Raw genomic sequence first — 18627 nt, forward strand, 5'->3', positions numbered from 1 at the left:
GATGCCCTGCGCGGCGCGCGCGGCCACCAGCTGCCACGGCGCCTGCGCGAGCCCGCCCGCCAGCGAGGCGATGCCGAAGGCGACCAGCCCCGCCGTGAACAGTCGGCGGCGGCCGTACAGATCGCTCGCCTTGCCGCCGAGCAGGAGGAAGCCGCCGAAGGTCAGGGCGTAGATGTGCACCACCCAGGCCAGGTCCAGTGGGGCGAAGCCGAGCGCGTCCCCGATGGCGGGCAGCGCGACGTTCATCACGGCCATGTCGAGGGCGACCATGAACTGCGCGACGCCCACGGCGGTGAGTACGGCGCGGGGATGCGGCGGCGACGAGTTTTTATACATGTATAAAAACTAACCGCACCGGCGGCCCCGTGTCCATACCCCCGCCGTCGGATGGGTCAAGATGGACCCATGCCGACACCGTCCTCGCAGCCCGCACGTACCGGCAGACCGGCGCGCCTGACCCGTGGCGACATCGTCGCCGCCGCGCACGCGGTGATCGAGACCGACGGCGTCGAGAAACTGACCATGCGCAGGCTCGCCGGTGCGCTGGAGTGCACCCCGATGGCCCTCTACCACCACGTCCGCGACAAGGACGAGCTGCTGCGCCTGCTCCTCGACGACTACGCCGACGGCATCACCTGGCCCGCGCTGCCCGACGATCCCCGGCAGCGGATCCTGGTGGCCGCCACCGCGATGTACGACGCGCTCGCGGCGCACGCCTGGATCGTGGAGGTGCTGGTGAACGGCGATCTGTTCGGCCGCTCGGCCCTGTGGGTACCCGAGACGATCATCGACGCCGCCATCGCCGCGGGGCTGAACATCGACCGCGCGGTGGCCGCCTACCGCGCCATCTGGCACTACACCGCGGGCGATCTGATCGTCACCGGCCGCTCGGCCCGCCGCGCCGCGCAGGGCCCCACCTATCGCGCCGAGGTCTTCGCGAACCTCGACCCCGACGCGATGCCGCGACTGGCCGAAGTCGGTTCCCGCTGGACCGAATTCGACGCCGTGAGCACCTACGCGACCGGGCTGGACGCGCTGGTCACCGGCCTGCTGGCCGAGGCCGATCGCGACTGAGGGGCGCGCCTAGCCGAGCGCGGACAGCACCTCGGGCAGCTTGTCGGCGTGCACGACCGCCAGGCGCTGGGTCGCACGGGTCAGCGCCACGTAGAGGTCGTTGAGCCCGCGCGGCGACTCGTCCAGGATCGCCTGTGGTTCCACCAGATACACCCGGTCGAACTCGAGACCCTTGGCATCGTGCACGGTCAGAACCTGCACCGATTCCCCGGCCAGCGTGGACAGCTCGGGGACGAGCGCGGCCGGCGCGAGGACCGCGCTGGTGCCGGGACCGTGCTCGGCCTCGAGCAGCCGCGCCACCTCGCCGGCCAGCTCGGCGGGCCGAACCCGGTAGGCACGGGGCGGATTGCCGGTCTCGCGGACCGAACGCGGCACCCGCACGCCGGGGTCGATCGCGGCCAGCACATCGGCGGCCACGGCCATGATCTCGGCGGGGGTGCGGTAGTTGACGGTCAGCTCGGTGAGCTTCCAGCGTTGCGCCACATACGGTTCCAGCACCCGCTGCCACGACGACGCGCCCGCCGGATCGCCGGTCTGGGCGACGTCGCCGACCACGGTGATCCACCGGTTCGGAATGCGCCGCATCACCATGCGCCAGGCCATCTGCGACAGTTCCTGCGCCTCGTCGACGATCACGTGACCGTAGGTCCAGGTGCGGTCGCCCGCCGCGCGCTCGGCGGTGGTCTGCCGGTTGCCGAACTCCTGGCGCTGGGCCAGCTGGGAGGCGTCGATGAGGTCGTAGGCCATGAGGATCTCGGGGTCGAGTTCGTCCTCGATGTCCTGGGGCGCGGAGCCGGTGAGGATGTCGAGGGCGTCCTGCGCCTCGGCCAGCTGGGCGCGCCAGCGGCGGCGGGCGCGTTCGCGTTCCTCGGTGTCGTCCACGCCGAGCAGCTCGGCGAGTTCGTCGAGCAGCGGGGCGTCGGCGGCGCCGAACGTGCCGTCGTCGTTGCGGACCAGCTCGGCCCGGTCCTCGGCGCTGAGAGTCTTGGCGGCGCGGTCGAGCCGGGCCGGGTCGGCCAGCAGGTCGGCCAGCACCTCCTGCGGGGACAGGATCGGCCAGAGCGCGCTGATCGCGGCCTGGACCTGCGGGTCGGCGCGCATCTCGTCGCCGATCTCGGTGAGGTCGGCCGAGCTGAGCAGGCTGGTCCCGCCGGACAGGTCGGCGCCCATCGTCGCGGCCAGCTGATCGGTGAGCGCGTCGATCACCGAGGACGCGAAGATCGGCCTGGCCAGGTTGTGCGGGCGGCGCGAGGACCTGGCCCGGCCCCTGGCCTTGGTCGCGATCTTGCGATCCAGCGTCACCGGATAGCCGTCGAAGGTGAGTCGTACGGGTTCGGCCGGCACCTCCTGGCGATCGCGCACCGCCTGCTTGAGCACCTCGAGCATGTCGAGGGAGCCCTTGATCTCGCCGGCGCGCAGGGTGTCCTCGCGCACGGCCTTCACCCCGGGATACAGGTCGCCGATGGTCGACAGCAGCACGCCGGTCTCACCGAGCGAGGGCAGCACCTGGCCGATGTAGTCGAGGAAGGTCGCGTTCGGGCCGATGATCAGCACGCCGCTCTTGGCCAGCTGCTGCCGGTAGGTGTAGAGCAAGTAGGCGGCGCGGTGCAGCGCGACCGCGGTCTTGCCGGTACCCGGCCCGCCCTGGACCACCAGCACGCTCTTGTGCTCGGAGCGGATGATCGCGTCCTGCTCGCTCTGGATGGTCTCGACGATGTCGTTCATGTGGCCGGTGCGAGCGGCGTTGAGCGCCGACAGCAGCGCGCTCTCGCCGCCGACCCCGTCGTCGGTGCCGACCGCGCCGTCGCGCTCGGCGGCCCGCAGGTCCAGGTACTCGTCGGTGATCGCGGTGACCGCCCGGTTGCGCGAGCGGATGTGCCTGCGCCGGACCACGTCCTCGGGATTGGCGGTGGTCGCCAGGTAGAACGGGCGGGCCAGGGGAGCGCGCCAGTCCAGCAGCAGCGGCTCGTAGTCGTTGTCCTCGTCGAGGATGCCGAGCCTGCCGATGTAGCGGGCCTCGGGCTCGTCGCCGTCCAGATCGATCCGGCCGAAGCACAGACCGTGCTCGGCGGCGTCGTATTTGGCCAGGTCCTCGCTGTAGAGCTGGGTGAACGACTCGCGCTCACTGCGTGCCTGCGGGGTGCCGCCGGACTCCAGCAGCACGGTCTTGAGCCGGTTCTGCGCGTAGTCGCGCATGCCGTCGAGCCGGTCGTAGAGCACCGAGAGGTACTGCTGTTCCGCGGCGCGATCATCGGCGAGGCGGTCGGGCAAAACAGGACTCCTTTGTCACCGGCGAGAACAGAGTTGTCGAGTCTACTCGGCGAACAGATCGCCACCGACGATCGGCGTGAAGTGCTCGACCACGGGAAACGGGTCGTAGAAGTGGTGCAACAGCGCCCGCCAGCGTTGATATTCCGGCGATCCGCGGAAACCCGCGGTGTGGTCGGTCAGCCGTTCCCAGCGCACCAGCAGCAGATAGCTGTCCGGACGTTCGACGCACCGCGACAGCGACAACCCACCGAAACCCGGCATCGACGCGATGATCGGCGCGGCCTCGGCGAACGCGGCCTCGAAGTCCTCGGCCAGACCTGCGCGAACGGGCAGCACCGCGTGTTCGATGATCACGCCGACCAGTCTGTCAGGAGGCGTGAGTGTTGTTCGATCGACGATTCTGACCGAGACCGAGGTCACGATGACCCGACGGCTTGTCGCGGTACATCGCCAGGTCGGCGTCGTGCAGGACGGCCTCCGGGGTGCGGTGTTCGTGCGGTCCGAGCTCGGTGATGCCGATCGAGGCGCTCACCTCCAGCCGGTGCCCGCGGGCGATGATCGGCTCGGCCATCGTGGTGCGCAACCGCTCGATCAGACCGGGCAGATCGGTGCTGTGCGGATGCCCGGCGAGCAGGACCAGGAACTCGTCGCCGCCGAGCCTGCCCACCAGGTCCTCGGCCCGCAGCGCGCGCTGCAACCGCTGGGCGACGATCTGCAGCACCGTGTCGCCGATCGCATGACCGAGGGTGTCGTTGATCGCCTTGAACCCGTCGAGATCGATGAACAGCACCGTGGTGACCAGGCTGCCGCCCTCGTCGGCCAGCGCGGCCGAGAGCTGGGACAGGATCAGCGAGCGGTTGGCCAGCCCGGTCAGCGCGTCGTGGGTGGCCTGGTACTCGAGCTGGCGCCTACTGGCCCGGAACTCGGTGATGTCGGCGAAGGAGGACACTCCCGAGGAGTGCGGGGTGTCGGGGTTGAGCAGCCGGCAGTTGCACGACAGCCACACCTGCTGCCCGTCGGTGCGCTCCACGCCGAAGATGAACTGGGTGACGGCCTCGCCGGTCGCCAGGGTGTGCGCCATCGGATGCCGGTTCGTCGGCATCGGCTGCCCGTTGCGGTCGATCAGGCGCAGCGGCAGTTCGTCGATGGCGTGCCCGATCACCGGTGTCGCGTCGTCGATGCCGAGGATCCGCCTGCCCGCCGGATTGATCGACTCGACGCGTCCGCGCGGATCGACGACGAGCACGCCCTCCTCCAGCTGCGAGACCACGGTGGTGAAGTGCGCCTCCGCCCGGCGTGCCGAGGCCTCCGCGGCCCGCTGCGCGGTCAGGTCGTGCACGACCACCTGGTAGGCCAGCGCGTCCTGCCACGCTGTGAGAACCGACACGGTCTGCACCGGCACCGTCCGGCCGTCGAAGCGCACCAGGTCCATCTCGGTGGGCGGGGACGCGGCGCCCTCGGCGGTGAGCTGGTCGATCCGGTCGAGCATCGCCGGGATCGACTCGGGATGCACGAACCGGGTGATGGGCAATCCGAGCAGGTCGTCGGGGGTGCGGGCGCCGAGCAGCCGGACCATCGCGGGATTGGCGAAGACCACGATTCCCGCCTCGTGCACGCAGATCGCGTCGGGCGTGTGTTCGACGAGCGAGCGGTATCGCTGGGCGAGCTGTTCGGCGCTCGCCGCGTCGGTATTGGTTTCTCCCACTGCGATACCCCCGATCTCGACCTGGTCTGGCGACGGCGAACAGGACTATTGTGGGGACCCTCGATGAGATCCGCGAGGAGCGATGTGAAACCGGACGTGCGTCCCGGCGGCATGGTCCACCGCCCCGATTCTATGTCGATCGCGGGCATCGGTGTCGTCTCCGCCTTCGGCTGGGGCCGTGAGCAGCTGTGGCAGGGAGTTCTGGGGGGTAAACCGTCGGCCCGGCTGTACCCCGGATACGGTCCCGAGCGGGACCAGCACGCCTGGGTCGGCCGGATTCCCGACGGGGGTGATCTCGCCCACGGAGCCGGTCTGTTCGGGCGCGCCGTGCACGCGGCGGCCGCCGAGGCCGTCGCCGACGCCGAAGCGCGCGGGTGGCGCGCGGCGGGGCGCACGGTCGGTCTCGTGCACGGATTCACCCTCGGTGACGTCGCCGACTGGCGCGAGTTCTATCTCACCGACCACGGCCACCGGCGCTCGCGCGACTACCTGCGGATGCTGCCCTCGACCCCGATCTCGGTGATCATGCAGGAATTCGGTTTCCACGGCCCCGCGATGAACGTCTCGGCGGCCTGCAGCACCGGCGCGGCGGCGCTGCTCACCGCGAAGATGTGGCGCGAGGCCGGCCTGGTCGACGACGTGCTGTGCGTCGCCACCGACCTCTCGGCGACGCCGGAGATGCTCGAACACTTCGTCCGGCTCGGCGCCGCGGTCGGCCACGCCGACCCGTTCACCGCGTGCCGGCCGTTGCAGGAGGGATCGATCGGTTTCACCATGGCCGAGGCGTCGGTCGCGCTGCTGCTCACCGATGCCGTCGACGCCCCGTACGCCCGGGTCCTCGGCGGCGCGATGACCAACGACGCGTTCCACGTCGTCTCCGTCGACCCCGACCACACCCAGCTGATCGACTGCACCGAGCGCGCGCTGACCGCGTCCGGGGTCACGGCGACCGATGTGGCCTACGTCAACGTCCACGGCACCGGCACCGGCCAGTGCGACGCCGCCGAACGCCACGTGCTGACCTCCGTGTTCGCCGACCGCCCCGCGATCACCGCGCTCAAACCGCTCACCGGGCACTGCCAGGGCGCGGCCGCCGCCGTCGAGGTCGCCACCATCGCGCTGTCCTATGAACGCGGCATCGCGGCCTCGGCGCCGATCGTGGCGCCCGCGCACCCGCGGCTGCTGGACGGCCCGGCCCCGATGACCGACGGTCCGACGGTGAAACTGTCGATGGGGATGGGCGGCAACAACGCCGCCGTCGTGCTCGGACCGGCCTGAGCGGTCGCGCTCAGTCGCTCTCGCCCGCCTCCGGGCCGCCTGCCAGCGCGTAGCCGCCGGTGGTCGGTGCGTCCTGCGGCAGCGGGACCGCCCAGCGCAGCTGGGTACCCGGCATCTCGGGGTGGTTGCCGTCGGCGTCCGGGCGCTTGGCGGGCCCGATCTCGAAGTGCCCGCTCGCCTCCTGCGCGCGCTGCTCGAGATTGCGCAGCCCGCTGCGGATGACGTGGTTGGGGATGCCCCAGCCGTTGTCGGTGACGGTGATCGTCAGGTCGTCGGCCACGTCGATGACGATCGCGACGGTGTCGGCGCCGGAATGGCGGACCGCGTTGCTCACCGCCTCGCGCACCACCGCCTCGGCGTGATCGGCCAGCTGCGGGTCCAGGACCGACAGTGGACCCGACACCTGGATGGTGGCCCGCAACGCGATGTCGGCGGTCTGGCGCCGGATCGCCACCTCGAGCCGCTGCTGCAGGCCCGCGCTGTGGTCGGGGCCGCTGGCGTGCAGGTCGAAGATGGAGGTCCTGATCTCCTGCACGACTTCCTGCAGGTCCATGATCACCGTCGAAAGACGTTGCCGCACTTCGGGAACCACTGCCTTGGGCAGGGTGGCCTGCACGGTCAGGCCGATGGCGAACAGTCGCTGGATCACGTGGTCGTGCAGGTCGCGGGCGATGCGGTCGCGGTCGGCGACGATGTCGAGTTCGCGCATCCGGCGCTGCGCGTCGGCCAGCCGGACCGCCAGCGCGGCCTGATCGCAGAAGGCCGCGGTCAGTTCCAGCATCTCGTCGGAATAGGGGGCGAAGCCGGGCGGGCGGATCGTCACCAGCACCCCGAGCGTGGCATCGGGGGTGCACAGGGGCAGCACGAGTGCCGGTCCGGCGCCCGGTAATTCGGCGCCGGGGAACTCGACGCCCAGGGTCACCGTCGAGACGTCGTCGAAGCGCAGCGGCGTGCGCCTGCTGAACGCGTCGCCCAGGGCGGTGCCGGCAATCGGGACGGTCTGCCAGTCCTGCCCGGCGTCGGGTCCGGTCCACTGGGTGATCACCAATTCCGAGATCTCGCCGGGTAGTTCGTCCGGCACCGGCACCGAGGCCAGGAATGCCTGATGCGAGCCGGTGAGGCCCCGGGCGTGGTCGACGACATGCGCCAGCACGCGGTCGGATTCGGTGCCGGCGAGGAACTCGGTGGCGATGTCGCGGGTCGCTTCGATCCAGGCCTGCCGGGTCCGCGCCTGTTCGTAGAGCCGGGCGTTGTCGACCGCGATGCCCGCCGCGGCCGCCAGCGCCAGCACCAGGACCTCGTCCTCCTCGGTGAACGGCTGGCCGTCGGACTTCTCGGTCAGATAGAGACTGCCGAAGACCTCGTCCCGGATACGCACCGGCACACCGAGAAACGTGTGCATCGGCGGATGACCCGCCGGGAAGCCGATCGAGGAGGAATGTTCGGTGAGATCGTCCAGGCGCAGTGGCGCCTTCTCGGCGAACACCGCGCCGAGCACGCCGTGGCCCGCGGGTAATCGCCCGATCCGGTCCCGGATCTGGTCCGGCATGCCCTCGTCGATGAACTGCGAGACCTGCTGGTCGTGGCCGCGGACCGCGAGCGCGCCGTAGCGGGCGTCGACCAGGTTCATCGCGGTGCGCACGATCGTGCGCAGGGTCTCGTCGAGATCCAGGCCCGCGGTGACCGTCAACATGGCCTCGACCAGGCCGTCCATCCGGTCGCGGGAACCGATCATCACCTCGACGCGATCGGCCACCTCGCCGAGCAGTGCGCGCAATCGCTGCTGGGAGACCGTCCGGCCCACCGAATAGCGGCCACCCCGACCGTCATTCGTCATCGCCGTATCCGTTCGCCGCGCCACCCCAACCGTCGAACGCAAAGTCTAGTCCGCAAGGTGGGGACTTTCGGCCCTTCACCCACAAGGGCCCCCATGGTGGCATAGGGCACCGGGAAAAGGGATCGAGAAGTGGGGCAAGAGATGAATTCGTTGTCGACTACCCAGCACTGGACGACCGCCGCGGACCCGGAGCTCGCGGTGACCACCTGCGGCGAGGTACCACCCCAGGACGTCACCCGCGCTGTCCGCGCCATCACCCGCGTGATGCGCAGGCATCACCTCGACAGTCCGGCCCGCGTGCGCGTCACCGCGCCGCAGGGTTCCGACGAGCCGACGCTGGTGCAGGCCAACATCCGAACCAACGACACGCTCACGCGCGTGCAGGTCACCGGTCCCGGCGGCTTCGCCGTCACCTTCGCCGCCGAGCGGCTGGATCGTCAGCTGGCCCGGCGCGCGGGCAAGGAATCCCGCGGCGCGTGGCCGGATCCGGCCCGGCGCCCGCTGGCTCAGATCACCGAGACCCGTCCGATCATCCGCCGCAAGGACTGTGCGCTGATGACGGGCACGCCGCTGGAAGCCAGCACCGTGCTGGACGCGATGGATTACGACGCCTACCTGTTCACCGACGCCCAGACGGGCGAGGACGCGATCGTCACCTGGGCCGATCCGCACGGCGTCAGCCTGGCCAGGCAGCGGCACACGGCCGCGGCGGGGGAGTCGGCCGAGCTGCCGCTGACCGCCAGCGCCATGCCGGTCCGCGTCGTCCAGGACGCCGCGCCGGTCTACGCCGAGGACGAAGCCTCCGACGTGCTGTGCACCGGCGGCCTACCGTATCTGTTCTTCACCGACAGCCACACCGGCCGCGGCAACCTGCTCTACCGCCGCTACGACGGCGACCTGACGATCGTCGTCCCCTCCTGATTTCTTACGGTTCGCGCAGCTTGGTCGCCAGCACGGCGGCCTGGGTGCGGCGTTCGACGCCGAGCTTGGCCAGCAGCCGGGAGACGTAGTTCTTCACCGTCTTCTCGGCCAGGAACATCCGCGCGGCGATCTGCCGGTTGGTGAGCCCCTCGCCGAGCAGCTCGAGTAATCGGCGCTCCTGCTCGGTGAGCCCGGCCAGCGCGCCGGAGGGCTCGGTGCTGCGGCGCAGCCGGGCGCGCAGGGCGTCGGCCGCGCGGGTGTCGAGCAGCGAGTGGCCGGCGCCGACCTGTTTGATCGCGTCGGCCAGCTTCATCCCGTCGATGTTCTTCACCACATAGCCGCTGGCACCGGCCAGGATCGCGTCGAGCATGGCGTGCTCGTCGGAGAACGAGGTGAGGATCAGGCAGCGCAGGTCCTCGAACTCGGCGAGCAGATTGCGGCACAGCTCGATGCCGTTGCCGTCGGGCAGGCGGACATCGAGCACCGCCACGTCCGGCCGCGCCTCGCGAATGCGCGCCATCGCCTCGGCCACGCCACCGGCCTGCCCGATCACCCTGAGTTCTGGATCACCCTCGAGCAGATCGATCAGCCCGCGCCGGACGATCTCATGGTCGTCGACCAGGAAAACCTCGAGCACGCCGGCTCCTTCATCATGTCGATCGCCCCACCCCTGCCGTCAAACATAATCCGTACGCCGAAATAGTGGGCGCAGACCGGGAACTCGACCACCACGCCCCGACCCCGAGGAGGGGCAGGCCGCGCAGCGGCCGTCGCGGCCAGGAGGGGCCGCGACCTCGAGCGCGCCAGCGCTCCAACATTCCTGTCGGTGGGTCCGCCTAGCATGGCGAGCGGGGGTTCATGTCCGGTCGGCGGATGACGATGGAGAAGGGATTCACCAGGTGGCGGAACGCCTCACTGTGCGCGGAGCTCGGGAACACAACCTGAAAGGTGTCGACCTCGATCTGCCTCGTGACAGCCTGATCGTGTTCACCGGTCTGTCCGGTTCCGGGAAGTCGAGCTTGGCGTTCGACACGATCTTCGCCGAGGGGCAGCGTCGCTACGTCGAGTCGCTGTCGGCCTACGCGCGGCAGTTCCTCGGACAGATGGACAAGCCCGATGTCGACTTCATCGAAGGCCTCTCGCCCGCGGTGTCGATCGACCAGAAGTCGACCAACCGCAATCCGCGGTCGACGGTCGGCACCATCACCGAGGTCTACGACTACCTGCGCCTGCTCTACGCCCGCGCGGGCACCCCGCACTGCCCGGTGTGTGGCGAGCTGATCGCCAAGCAGACCCCGCAGCAGATCGTCGACCAGGTGCTGGCGATGGAGGAGGGGCTCAAGTTCCAGGTCCTCGCGCCGGTGGTGCGGACCCGCAAGGGCGAGTTCGTCGACCTGTTCGACCAGCTCAAGACCCAGGGCTACTCGCGGGTGCGGGTCGACGGCGTGGTCTATCCGCTGACCGATCCGCCGAAGCTGAAGAAGCAGGAGAAGCACGACGTCGAGGTCGTCGTCGACCGGCTCGCGGTCAAGACCGCGTCCAAGCAGCGCCTCACCGACTCGATCGAGACGGCACTGCGGCTGGCCGACGGCATCGTGGTGCTCGACTTCGTCGACCGCGACGAGCACGCGCACGACCGGGAGCGCCGCTTCTCCGAGCGTCTGGCCTGCCCGAACGGCCACGCGCTCGACATCGAGGACCTCGAGCCGCGCTCGTTCTCCTTCAACTCGCCCTACGGCGCCTGCCCCGACTGCACCGGCCTGGGCATCCGCAAGGAAGTCGACCCGGAGCTGGTGGTGCCCGATCCGGAGCTGAGCCTGGCCGACGGCGCCATCGCGCCGTGGTCGCGCGGGCAGACCGCCGAGTACTTCAACCGGCTGCTGTCGGGCCTGGCCGAGTCGATCGGCTTCTCGATGGACACCCCGTGGCAGGACCTGCCCGCCAAGGCCCGCAAGGCGGTGCTCGAGGGCAGCTCCGACCAGGTGCACGTGTCCTACGTCAACCGCTACGGCCGCAAGCGCTCCTACTACGCCGACTTCGAAGGCGTGATGCCGTTCCTGCACCGGCGGATGGACAACACCGAGTCCGAGCAGATGAAGGAGCACTACGACGGCTACATGCGCGATGTGCCGTGCCCGGTGTGCCACGGCGCCCGCCTGCGCCCGGAGATCCTGGCCGTCACGCTGGCCGCCGACGGCACCGACAAGTCGATCGCCGATGTCAGCGATCTGTCGATCGGCGAGTGCGCGCACTTCCTGAACTCGCTGACGCTGGGGGAGCGCGAGGCCGCGATCGCCGGTCAGGTGCTCAAGGAGATCCAGGCGCGCCTGGGCTTCCTGCTCGACGTCGGTCTGGAGTACCTCACGCTCTCGCGCGCCGCGGCGACGCTGTCCGGCGGCGAGGCCCAGCGCATCCGCCTGGCCACCCAGATCGGCTCCGGCCTGGTCGGCGTGCTCTACGTGCTCGACGAGCCGTCGATCGGTCTGCACCAGCGCGACAACCGCAGGCTCATCGAAACGCTGCTGCGGCTGAAGAACCTGGGCAACACCCTGATCGTCGTCGAGCACGACGAGGACACGATCCGTGCCTCGGACTGGGTCGTCGACATCGGCCCGCTGGCCGGTGAGCACGGTGGCCGGGTGGTGCACAGCGGTCCCTACACCGAACTGCTCACCGAACCCGAATCACTCACCGGCGCTTACCTTTCCGGCCGGGAGCAGATCGAGGTGCCGATGGTGCGCCGCCCGATCGACAAGAAGCGCAGGCTCACCGTCGTCGGCGCCACCGAGCACAATCTGACCGGGATCGACGTGGCGTTCCCGCTGGGCGTGCTCACCGCGGTCACCGGTGTCTCCGGCTCGGGCAAGTCGACCCTGGTCAACGACATCTTGGCGACGGTGCTGGCGAACAAGCTCAACGGCGCCCGCCAGGTGCCCGGCAGGCACACCAGGATCAACGGCCTGGACCACCTGGACAAGCTGGTGCAGGTCGACCAGTCGCCGATCGGGCGCACCCCGCGCTCGAACCCGGCCACCTACACCGGTGTCTTCGACAAGATCCGCACCCTGTTCGCCTCGACCACCGAGGCCAAGGTCCGCGGGTACCAGCCGGGCCGGTTCTCCTTCAATGTCAAGGGCGGCCGCTGCGAGGCGTGCTCGGGCGACGGCACCCTCAAGATCGAGATGAACTTCCTGCCGGACGTCTACGTCCCGTGCGAGGTGTGCCACGGCGCCCGCTACAACCGCGAGACCCTCGAGGTGCACTACAAGGGCAAGACCATCGCCGAGGTGCTGGACATGCCGATCGACGAGGCGGCGGAGTTCTTCGAGCCGGTCACCTCGATCCACCGGTATCTCAAGACCCTGGTCGAGGTCGGGCTCGGGTACGTGCGGCTCGGCCAGAGCGCGCCGACCCTGTCCGGCGGCGAGGCCCAGCGTGTGAAGCTGGCCGCCGAACTGCAGAAGCGCTCGACCGGGCGCACGGTCTACATCCTCGACGAGCCGACCACCGGTCTGCACTTCGAGGACATCCGCAAGCTGCTCAAGGTGATCAACGGGCTGGTCGACAAGGGCAACACGGTGATCGTCATCGAGCACAACCTCGATGTCATCAAGACCTCGGACTGGGTCGTCGACATGGGTCCCGAGGGCGGTTCCGGTGGTGGCACCGTGGTTGCGACGGGCACGCCGGAGGACGTGGCGCAGGTCTCGGGCAGCTACACCGGGCAGTTCCTCAAGGAGGTGCTCGCGGCACCGGCACCGGCCAAGCCCGCGGCGAAGAAGGCGGCGGCCAAGAAGGCGGCTCCCGCCGCGAAGAAGGCCCCCGCCGAGACCGCCGCGGCCAAGCGTCTGGCGCGAAAGGCGGCCGCCCTGCGCTGAGGCCGGATATCCTCGCGCGCGGGGACTTTCCGAAAACGCGACAAAGTGAAACACCTGTGGGTAGCATTCGCCTCACCGTTGCCGGAATACCGGACAGTAACGGTCAGTCGAACCGGCATCCAGTGGTGTCTCGCGCCCGTGGGCGGCGCGATCGCGGGTGTCGTGCAGTACGAAAGGAACGTCCCCATGGATGAAGCCACCACGGCGCTCATCGGCCAGATTCTGTCTTTCCTCAGTGGCGGGTCCTCGCTGGCCTACACGCCCACCAAGCCGACTGCCTGAGTCGGGCGGAATCGAAAGGAACCACTGAGCATGGAAACCGGAAGCGCAGGCCTCGCCAGCATCTTCACCGCTCTCGCCAACGCGATCGCCTCGGGCTCGGCCATCGCCGTGACCCCGGGCACGCCGCCCGCTCCGACCCCCACGGTCTGAGCGCGACCTCGTAAGCCTCTGTAGACGAAGATCCGCCGGCGCACCTGCGCCGGCGGATCTTTTCGTTGCGCTGTTCCCGGACGGCTCAGTACACGGGGCCGGTGTACTTCTCGCCCGGCCCCGCGCCCGGCGCGTCCGGCACCGAGGAGGCCTCGCGGAACGCGCGCTGCAGCGCCTGCAGGCCGTCGCGGATCGGACCGGCGTGCGGGCCGAGGTACTCCACCGACGCGGTGACCAGGCCGGCCAGCGCGGTGATCACCCGGCGGGCCTCGTCGAGATCGACGTGCGCCCCGGAGTCCGGGTCGTCGGCGGCGAGCCCCAGCTTCTCCGCGGCCGAACTCATCAGCATCACGGCGGCCCGGCTGATAACTTCGACGGCGGGGATGTCGGCCAGGTCGCGCACGGGGGGATCGAGCTCGTCAGTCATGCCGACAAGGCTATAGCGGCCCCGGTGGGGCTCGTCCGCGCCAGGCCGATTCGGCGATAGCGGAATGCGATGCTAGACTTTCCGCTGACGACCGCCCCTGGTTGTGTCATGCAGCTCTGGGGCAGATAAGTGGAGCCCGACTCCCACCGTTACCGGCGAGCGATCGTACTGGACAAACGGTCCCGGTCACCCGCCCGATGTGGCGGGTTTCCTGTGTGCCTGGCGCGCAGGGGTCGACAGCGAGCTCGTGAGGGCATCGACTGTGGACGATCGGTCGACATCGGGCCCCGTCGCGGAGAAATACCGCAGCGGGGCTTTCGTGTTGAAACAGGGGTTGCAGTTATTGCATGCGGTCGTTATGACGACACCGCTTGACCTAGGAGGCCCCATCAGCACTGAGACCCGCATCAACGATCGCATCCGTGTTCCCGAGGTTCGACTCATCGGACCCGGCGGCGAACAGGTTGGGATCGTGCGTGTTGAAGATGCACTACGCGTCGCGCTCGAAGCCGATCTCGACCTGGTCGAGGTGGCACCCGATGCCCGTCCGCCGGTCTGCAAGATCATGGACTACGGCAAGTTCAAGTACGAGACGGCGCAGAAGGCGCGCGAGTCCCGGAAGAACCAGGTCCAGACCGTGATCAAGGAGCAGAAGCTCCGCCCGAAGATCGACGACCACGACTACGAGACCAAGAAGCGCAACGTCGTTCGCTTCCTCGAGGCCGGGTCCAAGGTCAAGGTCACGATCATGTTCCGTGGTCGTGAGCAGTCGCGACCCGAGCTCGGTTTCCGGCTGCTTCAGCGTCTGGCCTCCGACGTCGCCGAACTCGGTTTCGTCGAGACCTCGGCCAAGCAGGACGGCCGCAACATGACCATGGTCCTCGCTCCCCACAAGGGCGCGAAGACGCGGGTGAAGGCACAGCAGGAATCGGCTCCGGCAGCGCGTCCGTTGCCGACCGGTCCCGCGAGTGCCGAACCGGCTGCGCTGGTCGACACGCCGGCGCCCGCCGAGCAGGCCGCGCAGGCCGACCCGCAGTAACACCGATTTCAACGACACAGATAGAGGAATCCATGCCGAAGAACAAGACCCACAGCGGCGCCAAGAAGCGATTCAAGGTGACCGGCAGTGGCAAGCTGCTTCGCGAGCAGGCGAACCGTCGCCACCTCCTGGAGCACAAGGCCACCCGCCGGACTCGTCGTCTGGAAGGCACGGAGTCCGTCGCTGCCGTCGACGCCCCCCGCGTGAAGCGGCTGCTCGGTCTCGCCTGATTTCTCAGGCACCACAGACCGTCGCACCCTGACGATTCCGCGGCCGGGATAACCGGACGCCGACAACTACCGAACTCGGGCGCCGCCGCGCCCCCCAGATGATCAAGGACTGAAAAGTGGCACGCGTCAAAAGGGCTGTCAACGCTCAGAAGAAGCGCCGTTCCATCCTCGAGGCCTCCAAGGGCTACCGGGGCCAGCGCTCGCGCCTGTACCGCAAGGCCAAGGAACAGCAGCTCCACTCGCTGACCTACGCCTACCGCGACCGCAAGGCGCGTAAGGGTGACTTCCGCAAGCTGTGGATCGCTCGTATCAACGCCGCCGCGCGTCTGAACGACATCACCTACAACCGCTTCATCCAGGGCCTCAAGGCCGCCGGTGTCGAGGTGGACCGCAAGATCCTGGCCGAGCTCGCCGTCTCCGACGCCGAGGCCTTCGCCGGCCTCGTCGCGGTCGCCAAGGCCGCGCTGCCCGCCGACGTCAACGCCCCGGCCACCGCTGCCTGAGCTTGACGACACATAGCGATCTGTCGGAACGACCCGTGGACGCGCTCTCCGAGCGCAATCCGCGGGTCGTTTCGGCTGTCAAGCTCCAGCGCGCCGCGCAGCGCCGCAAGTCCGGCCAGTTCCTGGCCGAGGGCGCCAATGCCGTGACCGCCGCGCTGGAGACCGGCCGCGTCCGTGAACTGTTCTATTCGGTCGCGGCCGCGAGTCGCGAGACCGCGCTGATCGCCGGTGCCGCCGCCGACGGCGTGCGCACCACCCTGGTCAGCGATCGCGCCGCCGAGCATCTCGGCGAGACCGTCACCGCGCCCGGCCTGGTCGCCGTGTGCGAGCTGGTCGACGTGCCGCTGCCCGACATCCTCGAGCGCGGGCCGCGGATGCTCGCCGTGCCGGTCGAGATCGCCGAACCCGGCAACGCGGGCACCCTGATCCGGGTCGCCGACGCGGTCGGCGCCGACGGTGTGGTGCTGGCGGGCGAGACCGTCGACCCGCACAACGGCAAGTGTGTCCGCGCCAGCGCGGGCAGCCTGTTCCACGTGCCGATCACGCGCAGCCGCGATGTCGGCGCGACCCTGGACGCCCTCTCCGCGGCGGGCGTGACCATCCTGGCCACCGCCGCGAACGGCGAGGTCGACCTCGATTCCGCCGACGAGATCCTGGCGGGCCCGGTCGCCTGGCTGTTCGGTAACGAGGCCCACGGACTCGACCCCGCCGTCGCGGCGCGGGCCGACCATCGCATCCGGATACCCATCCACGGCCGTGCCGAAAGCCTGAATCTCGCTGCCGCCGCGGCGATCTGCCTCTACGCGAGCGCGCGCGTCCAGCACGCGCGCTAGCGCCGCCTCAGCAGTGCGGATCGACGCTGTTGCGCAGGTCGTCGAGGATTTCGGTGGCCCAGGGGAGCGGGATCGCCGCCGCGCCCGCCACCTGCATGGCCGTCATGATCGTCAGCAGCATGCCGCTGGCGACGAAGCGGCGTGATTCCGTCGTATCCGCGCCGGTGAGCTCGCCGACCAGCCGGTAGATCCGGCCGAAGCGTTCCCGCATGTGGTCGCCGATCGCCGGATCGGCGCTCGCGGCGGCGCCGTGCAACAGGTTGAGCGGGAGCTCGCGCTCCGCCAGGAAGACCTCGTAGGCCTTGCCGAGTGCCTGCAGGGCCGCGGCGGTGTCGGCGCCGGGCTCGATCTCGGCGCTGCGGAAGACCTGCTCGATGCGGGCGCACACCTCGTGCAGGACCGCGACGAACAGCTGCTGCTTGGTGCCGAACAGCCGGATCACATAGGGTTGGGACACTCCGGCCAGCCGGGCGATCTCATCGGTTTTCGTTGCGGCATAACCAGATTCGGCAAACGCTTGGACGGCGGCCGCGAGCACCTGGGCACTGCGCTGCGACGCGGTCATGCGCGTTCTGGTCGTGCCGTCCATCCGGTAGTCCACCTCCTGGTCAGCCCCCTTTCACTTGACATGTTATCAGCCGATGCATAACGATGATCACTAGTTATCAGTGAATAACAACCAAAGGGCTCGGAGATGACGCAGACACTCGATCCAGGTGGTACCTCGACCGCCGAGACGCCGCGCGAGACAGTCGCGAAGGCCAAGCCGCTCGGCGCGGTCATCGCCGCGGTCGCCGTGCCGATGTTCATGGTCACGCTGGACAACCTCGTCGTGACGAACGCACTGCCGGTGATCAAAGCCGAACTGGGAGCGTCGCTTTCGGACCTGCAATGGTTCGTCAACGCCTACACGCTCTCGTTCGCCTCGCTGCTGCTGACGGCCTCGGCGCTCGGCGATCGGATCGGGCGGCGCCGGGTCTTCCTGGCCGGTATCGCCCTGTTCGTCGTCGCCTCGGCGGCGTGCGCCATGGCCACCGAACCGTGGATGCTCATCGCGGCACGTGCCGTGCAGGGCGCGGGTGGCGCCGCGGTGATGCCGCTGTCGCTGACGCTGCTCGCCGCGGCGGTGCCCGAGCGGATGCGCAGCGCCGCGATCGGCATCTGGGGTGGTATCGCCGGGCTCGGTATCGCGGTCGGTCCGGTGGTCGGCGGCGCGGTCGTCGACGGGCTGAACTGGCAGTGGATCTTCTGGCTGAATGTCCCGGTCGGCCTGCTGGCGCTGCCGTTCGCGGCCCGCATGCTCGGCGAATCCTTCGGTGCCGCCCGCAAACTCGATCTCCTCGGCCTGGTGCTCTCGGCCGGCGGTGTGCTGGCGCTGGTGTGGGGCGTCATCCACGGCGCCGACGACGGCTGGACCGCACCGGCCGTGCTCGCCGCCCTGATCGGTGGCGGCGCGCTGCTGGCCGCCTTCGTGGTCTGGGAGAACCGGACCGCCGACCCGATGCTCCCGCTGCACATGTTCGCCGCCCGTGGTCTGAGTCTGAGCTACCTGATCTCGTTCGCGTTCTCGGCAGGCGTGTTCGGCGCGATCTTCCTGCTGGCGCAGTACTTTCAGGTGGTCCAGGGCTACTCGCCGCTGGAATCGGGCGTGCGCACCATGCCGTGGACGATGGTGCCGATGGTCGTCGCGCCGCTGGCCGGTCTGGTGATCGACCGGGTCGGACCGCGGCTGCTCATCGCCGCCGGGCAGGTCTGCCTGGCGATCTCGCTGGCGTGGATGGCGCTGATCATCACCGTCGACCTGCCCTACGTCAATTTTGTGGCGCCCTTCGTCCTCGGTGGCATCGGCATGGGCCTCACCTTCGCCCCGTCCTCCACGATCGTGATGGACAGCGCCGCCCCGGACGATCAGGGCATGGCCTCCGGCATCAACAGCACCGTGCGCGAAGTCGGCGTCGCCATGGGCATCGCCGTCCTGGCCTCGGTCTTCGCCTCCTATGGCGCCTACACCGACCCCCAGTCCTATGTCGACGGCCTCGTGCCCGCCGTCTGGGTCGGCGCGGGCCTGGTCGCCGTCGCCGCCGTCATCGCGGCCTTCCTGCCCCGGCACACCGCACCGGCGGCCTGATCCCGGAGGCGATGGTCCGCGGGCCGCTCGGTCCGCGGACCATCGCCGTTTCCGCCTGGTCACCGCTGAGC

General features: G+C 69.5%; 17 protein-coding genes. 9 read left to right on the top strand and 8 right to left on the bottom strand.

Annotated elements, in window-relative coordinates; all coding sequences use genetic code 11:
• Positions 1–336: MFS transporter (locus V8688_RS20555; protein ID WP_218716536.1), on the bottom strand; the 336-nt coding region annotated here is incomplete at its 3' end.
• A gap of 69 nt (positions 337–405) precedes the next feature.
• Here V8688_RS20555 and V8688_RS20560 point away from each other — a divergent pair.
• Complete coding sequence (locus tag V8688_RS20560) at positions 406–1074, top strand: TetR/AcrR family transcriptional regulator C-terminal domain-containing protein (protein ID WP_218716537.1); 669 nt, start codon at positions 406–408, stop codon at positions 1072–1074.
• Positions 1075–1083: 9 nt separating this feature from the next.
• Here the strand turns inward: V8688_RS20560 and V8688_RS20565 are convergent, their stop codons facing one another.
• From V8688_RS20565 to V8688_RS20575, 3 genes are read right to left on the bottom strand one after another with little or no spacing between them, the layout of a single operon-like run.
• A complete protein-coding gene (locus V8688_RS20565; RefSeq protein WP_218716538.1) occupies positions 1084–3345 on the bottom strand; it encodes a 3'-5' exonuclease in 2262 nt (753 codons plus the stop codon).
• Positions 3346–3387: 42 nt separating this feature from the next.
• Positions 3388–3699: an antibiotic biosynthesis monooxygenase gene (locus tag V8688_RS20570; protein WP_218716539.1), complete on the bottom strand. Its 312-nt coding sequence runs from the start codon at positions 3697–3699 to the stop codon at positions 3388–3390.
• A 13-nt stretch (positions 3700–3712) separates the two neighbouring features.
• A complete protein-coding gene (locus V8688_RS20575) occupies positions 3713–5050 on the bottom strand; it encodes a diguanylate cyclase (RefSeq protein WP_218716540.1) in 1338 nt (445 codons plus the stop codon).
• A gap of 84 nt (positions 5051–5134) precedes the next feature.
• On the opposite strand from V8688_RS20575, the gene V8688_RS20580 reads away from it, so the two are divergent.
• On the top strand, positions 5135–6328 hold the full coding sequence (locus V8688_RS20580) for a beta-ketoacyl synthase N-terminal-like domain-containing protein (RefSeq protein WP_342801491.1): 1194 nt from the start codon (positions 5135–5137) through the stop codon (positions 6326–6328).
• A 10-nt stretch (positions 6329–6338) separates the two neighbouring features.
• On the opposite strand, the gene V8688_RS20585 is transcribed toward V8688_RS20580, so the two are convergent.
• Positions 6339–8165: a GAF domain-containing protein gene (locus V8688_RS20585; RefSeq protein WP_218716541.1), complete on the bottom strand. Its 1827-nt coding sequence runs from the start codon at positions 8163–8165 to the stop codon at positions 6339–6341.
• A 141-nt stretch (positions 8166–8306) separates the two neighbouring features.
• On the opposite strand from V8688_RS20585, the gene V8688_RS20590 reads away from it, so the two are divergent.
• Complete coding sequence (locus V8688_RS20590) at positions 8307–9086, top strand: hypothetical protein (protein ID WP_316574090.1); 780 nt, start codon at positions 8307–8309, stop codon at positions 9084–9086.
• Positions 9087–9090: 4 nt separating this feature from the next.
• On the opposite strand, the gene V8688_RS20595 is transcribed toward V8688_RS20590, so the two are convergent.
• Positions 9091–9723 (bottom strand): response regulator transcription factor, encoded by a 633-nt coding sequence (locus tag V8688_RS20595; RefSeq protein ID WP_218716543.1) that lies wholly within the window; start codon positions 9721–9723, stop codon positions 9091–9093.
• A gap of 262 nt (positions 9724–9985) precedes the next feature.
• Between V8688_RS20595 and uvrA the strand changes: the two genes are divergently transcribed.
• Positions 9986–12964: an excinuclease ABC subunit UvrA gene (gene uvrA, locus V8688_RS20600; protein ID WP_218716544.1), complete on the top strand. Its 2979-nt coding sequence runs from the start codon at positions 9986–9988 to the stop codon at positions 12962–12964.
• 517 nt (positions 12965–13481) lie between these two features.
• On the opposite strand, the gene V8688_RS20605 is transcribed toward uvrA, so the two are convergent.
• Positions 13482–13823, bottom strand: a complete 342-nt coding sequence (locus V8688_RS20605) for a DUF1844 domain-containing protein (protein ID WP_218716545.1) — start codon at positions 13821–13823, stop codon at positions 13482–13484.
• A gap of 358 nt (positions 13824–14181) precedes the next feature.
• Between V8688_RS20605 and infC the strand changes: the two genes are divergently transcribed.
• The 4 genes from infC (at position 14182) to V8688_RS20625 (ending at position 16428) form a co-directional block, all read left to right on the top strand.
• Positions 14182–14862, top strand: a complete 681-nt coding sequence (gene infC / locus V8688_RS20610) for a translation initiation factor IF-3 (RefSeq protein WP_218716554.1) — start codon at positions 14182–14184, stop codon at positions 14860–14862.
• Positions 14863–14894: 32 nt separating this feature from the next.
• A complete protein-coding gene (gene rpmI, locus V8688_RS20615; RefSeq protein WP_218716546.1) occupies positions 14895–15092 on the top strand; it encodes a 50S ribosomal protein L35 in 198 nt (65 codons plus the stop codon).
• Between the two features lie 116 nt (positions 15093–15208).
• On the top strand, positions 15209–15595 hold the full coding sequence (gene rplT / locus V8688_RS20620) for a 50S ribosomal protein L20 (RefSeq protein ID WP_019046423.1): 387 nt from the start codon (positions 15209–15211) through the stop codon (positions 15593–15595).
• 35 nt (positions 15596–15630) lie between these two features.
• Positions 15631–16428: an RNA methyltransferase gene (locus tag V8688_RS20625; RefSeq protein ID WP_342801492.1), complete on the top strand. Its 798-nt coding sequence runs from the start codon at positions 15631–15633 to the stop codon at positions 16426–16428.
• 7 nt (positions 16429–16435) lie between these two features.
• On the opposite strand, the gene V8688_RS20630 is transcribed toward V8688_RS20625, so the two are convergent.
• Positions 16436–16993, bottom strand: a complete 558-nt coding sequence (locus V8688_RS20630) for a TetR/AcrR family transcriptional regulator (protein WP_255586939.1) — start codon at positions 16991–16993, stop codon at positions 16436–16438.
• A gap of 129 nt (positions 16994–17122) precedes the next feature.
• On the opposite strand from V8688_RS20630, the gene V8688_RS20635 reads away from it, so the two are divergent.
• The gene (locus V8688_RS20635) at positions 17123–18556 is read left to right on the top strand and encodes an MFS transporter (protein ID WP_255586940.1); all 1434 of its coding nucleotides are present in this window, start codon (positions 17123–17125) and stop codon (positions 18554–18556) included.
• Positions 18557–18627 lie beyond the last annotated feature (71 nt).

This window comes from Nocardia sp. No.11, assembly GCF_038752175.1.
Classification (GTDB): Bacteria; Actinomycetota; Actinomycetes; order Mycobacteriales; family Mycobacteriaceae; genus Nocardia; species Nocardia canadensis.

What these genes read in the sequence shown, in the direction of transcription:
- V8688_RS20560 (WP_218716537.1), top strand. Translation starts at nt 406, where the DNA reads ATGCCGACACCGTCCTCGCAGCCCGCACGTACCGGCAGACCGGCGCGC.
- V8688_RS20585 (WP_218716541.1), bottom strand. Translation starts at nt 8,165, where the DNA reads ATGACGAATGACGGTCGGGGTGGCCGCTATTCGGTGGGCCGGACGGTC.
- V8688_RS20590 (WP_316574090.1), top strand. Translation starts at nt 8,307, where the DNA reads ATGAATTCGTTGTCGACTACCCAGCACTGGACGACCGCCGCGGACCCG.
- V8688_RS20605 (WP_218716545.1), bottom strand. Translation starts at nt 13,823, where the DNA reads ATGACTGACGAGCTCGATCCCCCCGTGCGCGACCTGGCCGACATCCCC.
- infC (WP_218716554.1), top strand. Translation starts at nt 14,182, where the DNA reads ATGACGACACCGCTTGACCTAGGAGGCCCCATCAGCACTGAGACCCGC.
- rpmI (WP_218716546.1), top strand. Translation starts at nt 14,895, where the DNA reads ATGCCGAAGAACAAGACCCACAGCGGCGCCAAGAAGCGATTCAAGGTG.
- V8688_RS20630 (WP_255586939.1), bottom strand. Translation starts at nt 16,993, where the DNA reads ATGACCGCGTCGCAGCGCAGTGCCCAGGTGCTCGCGGCCGCCGTCCAA.
- V8688_RS20635 (WP_255586940.1), top strand. Translation starts at nt 17,123, where the DNA reads ATGACGCAGACACTCGATCCAGGTGGTACCTCGACCGCCGAGACGCCG.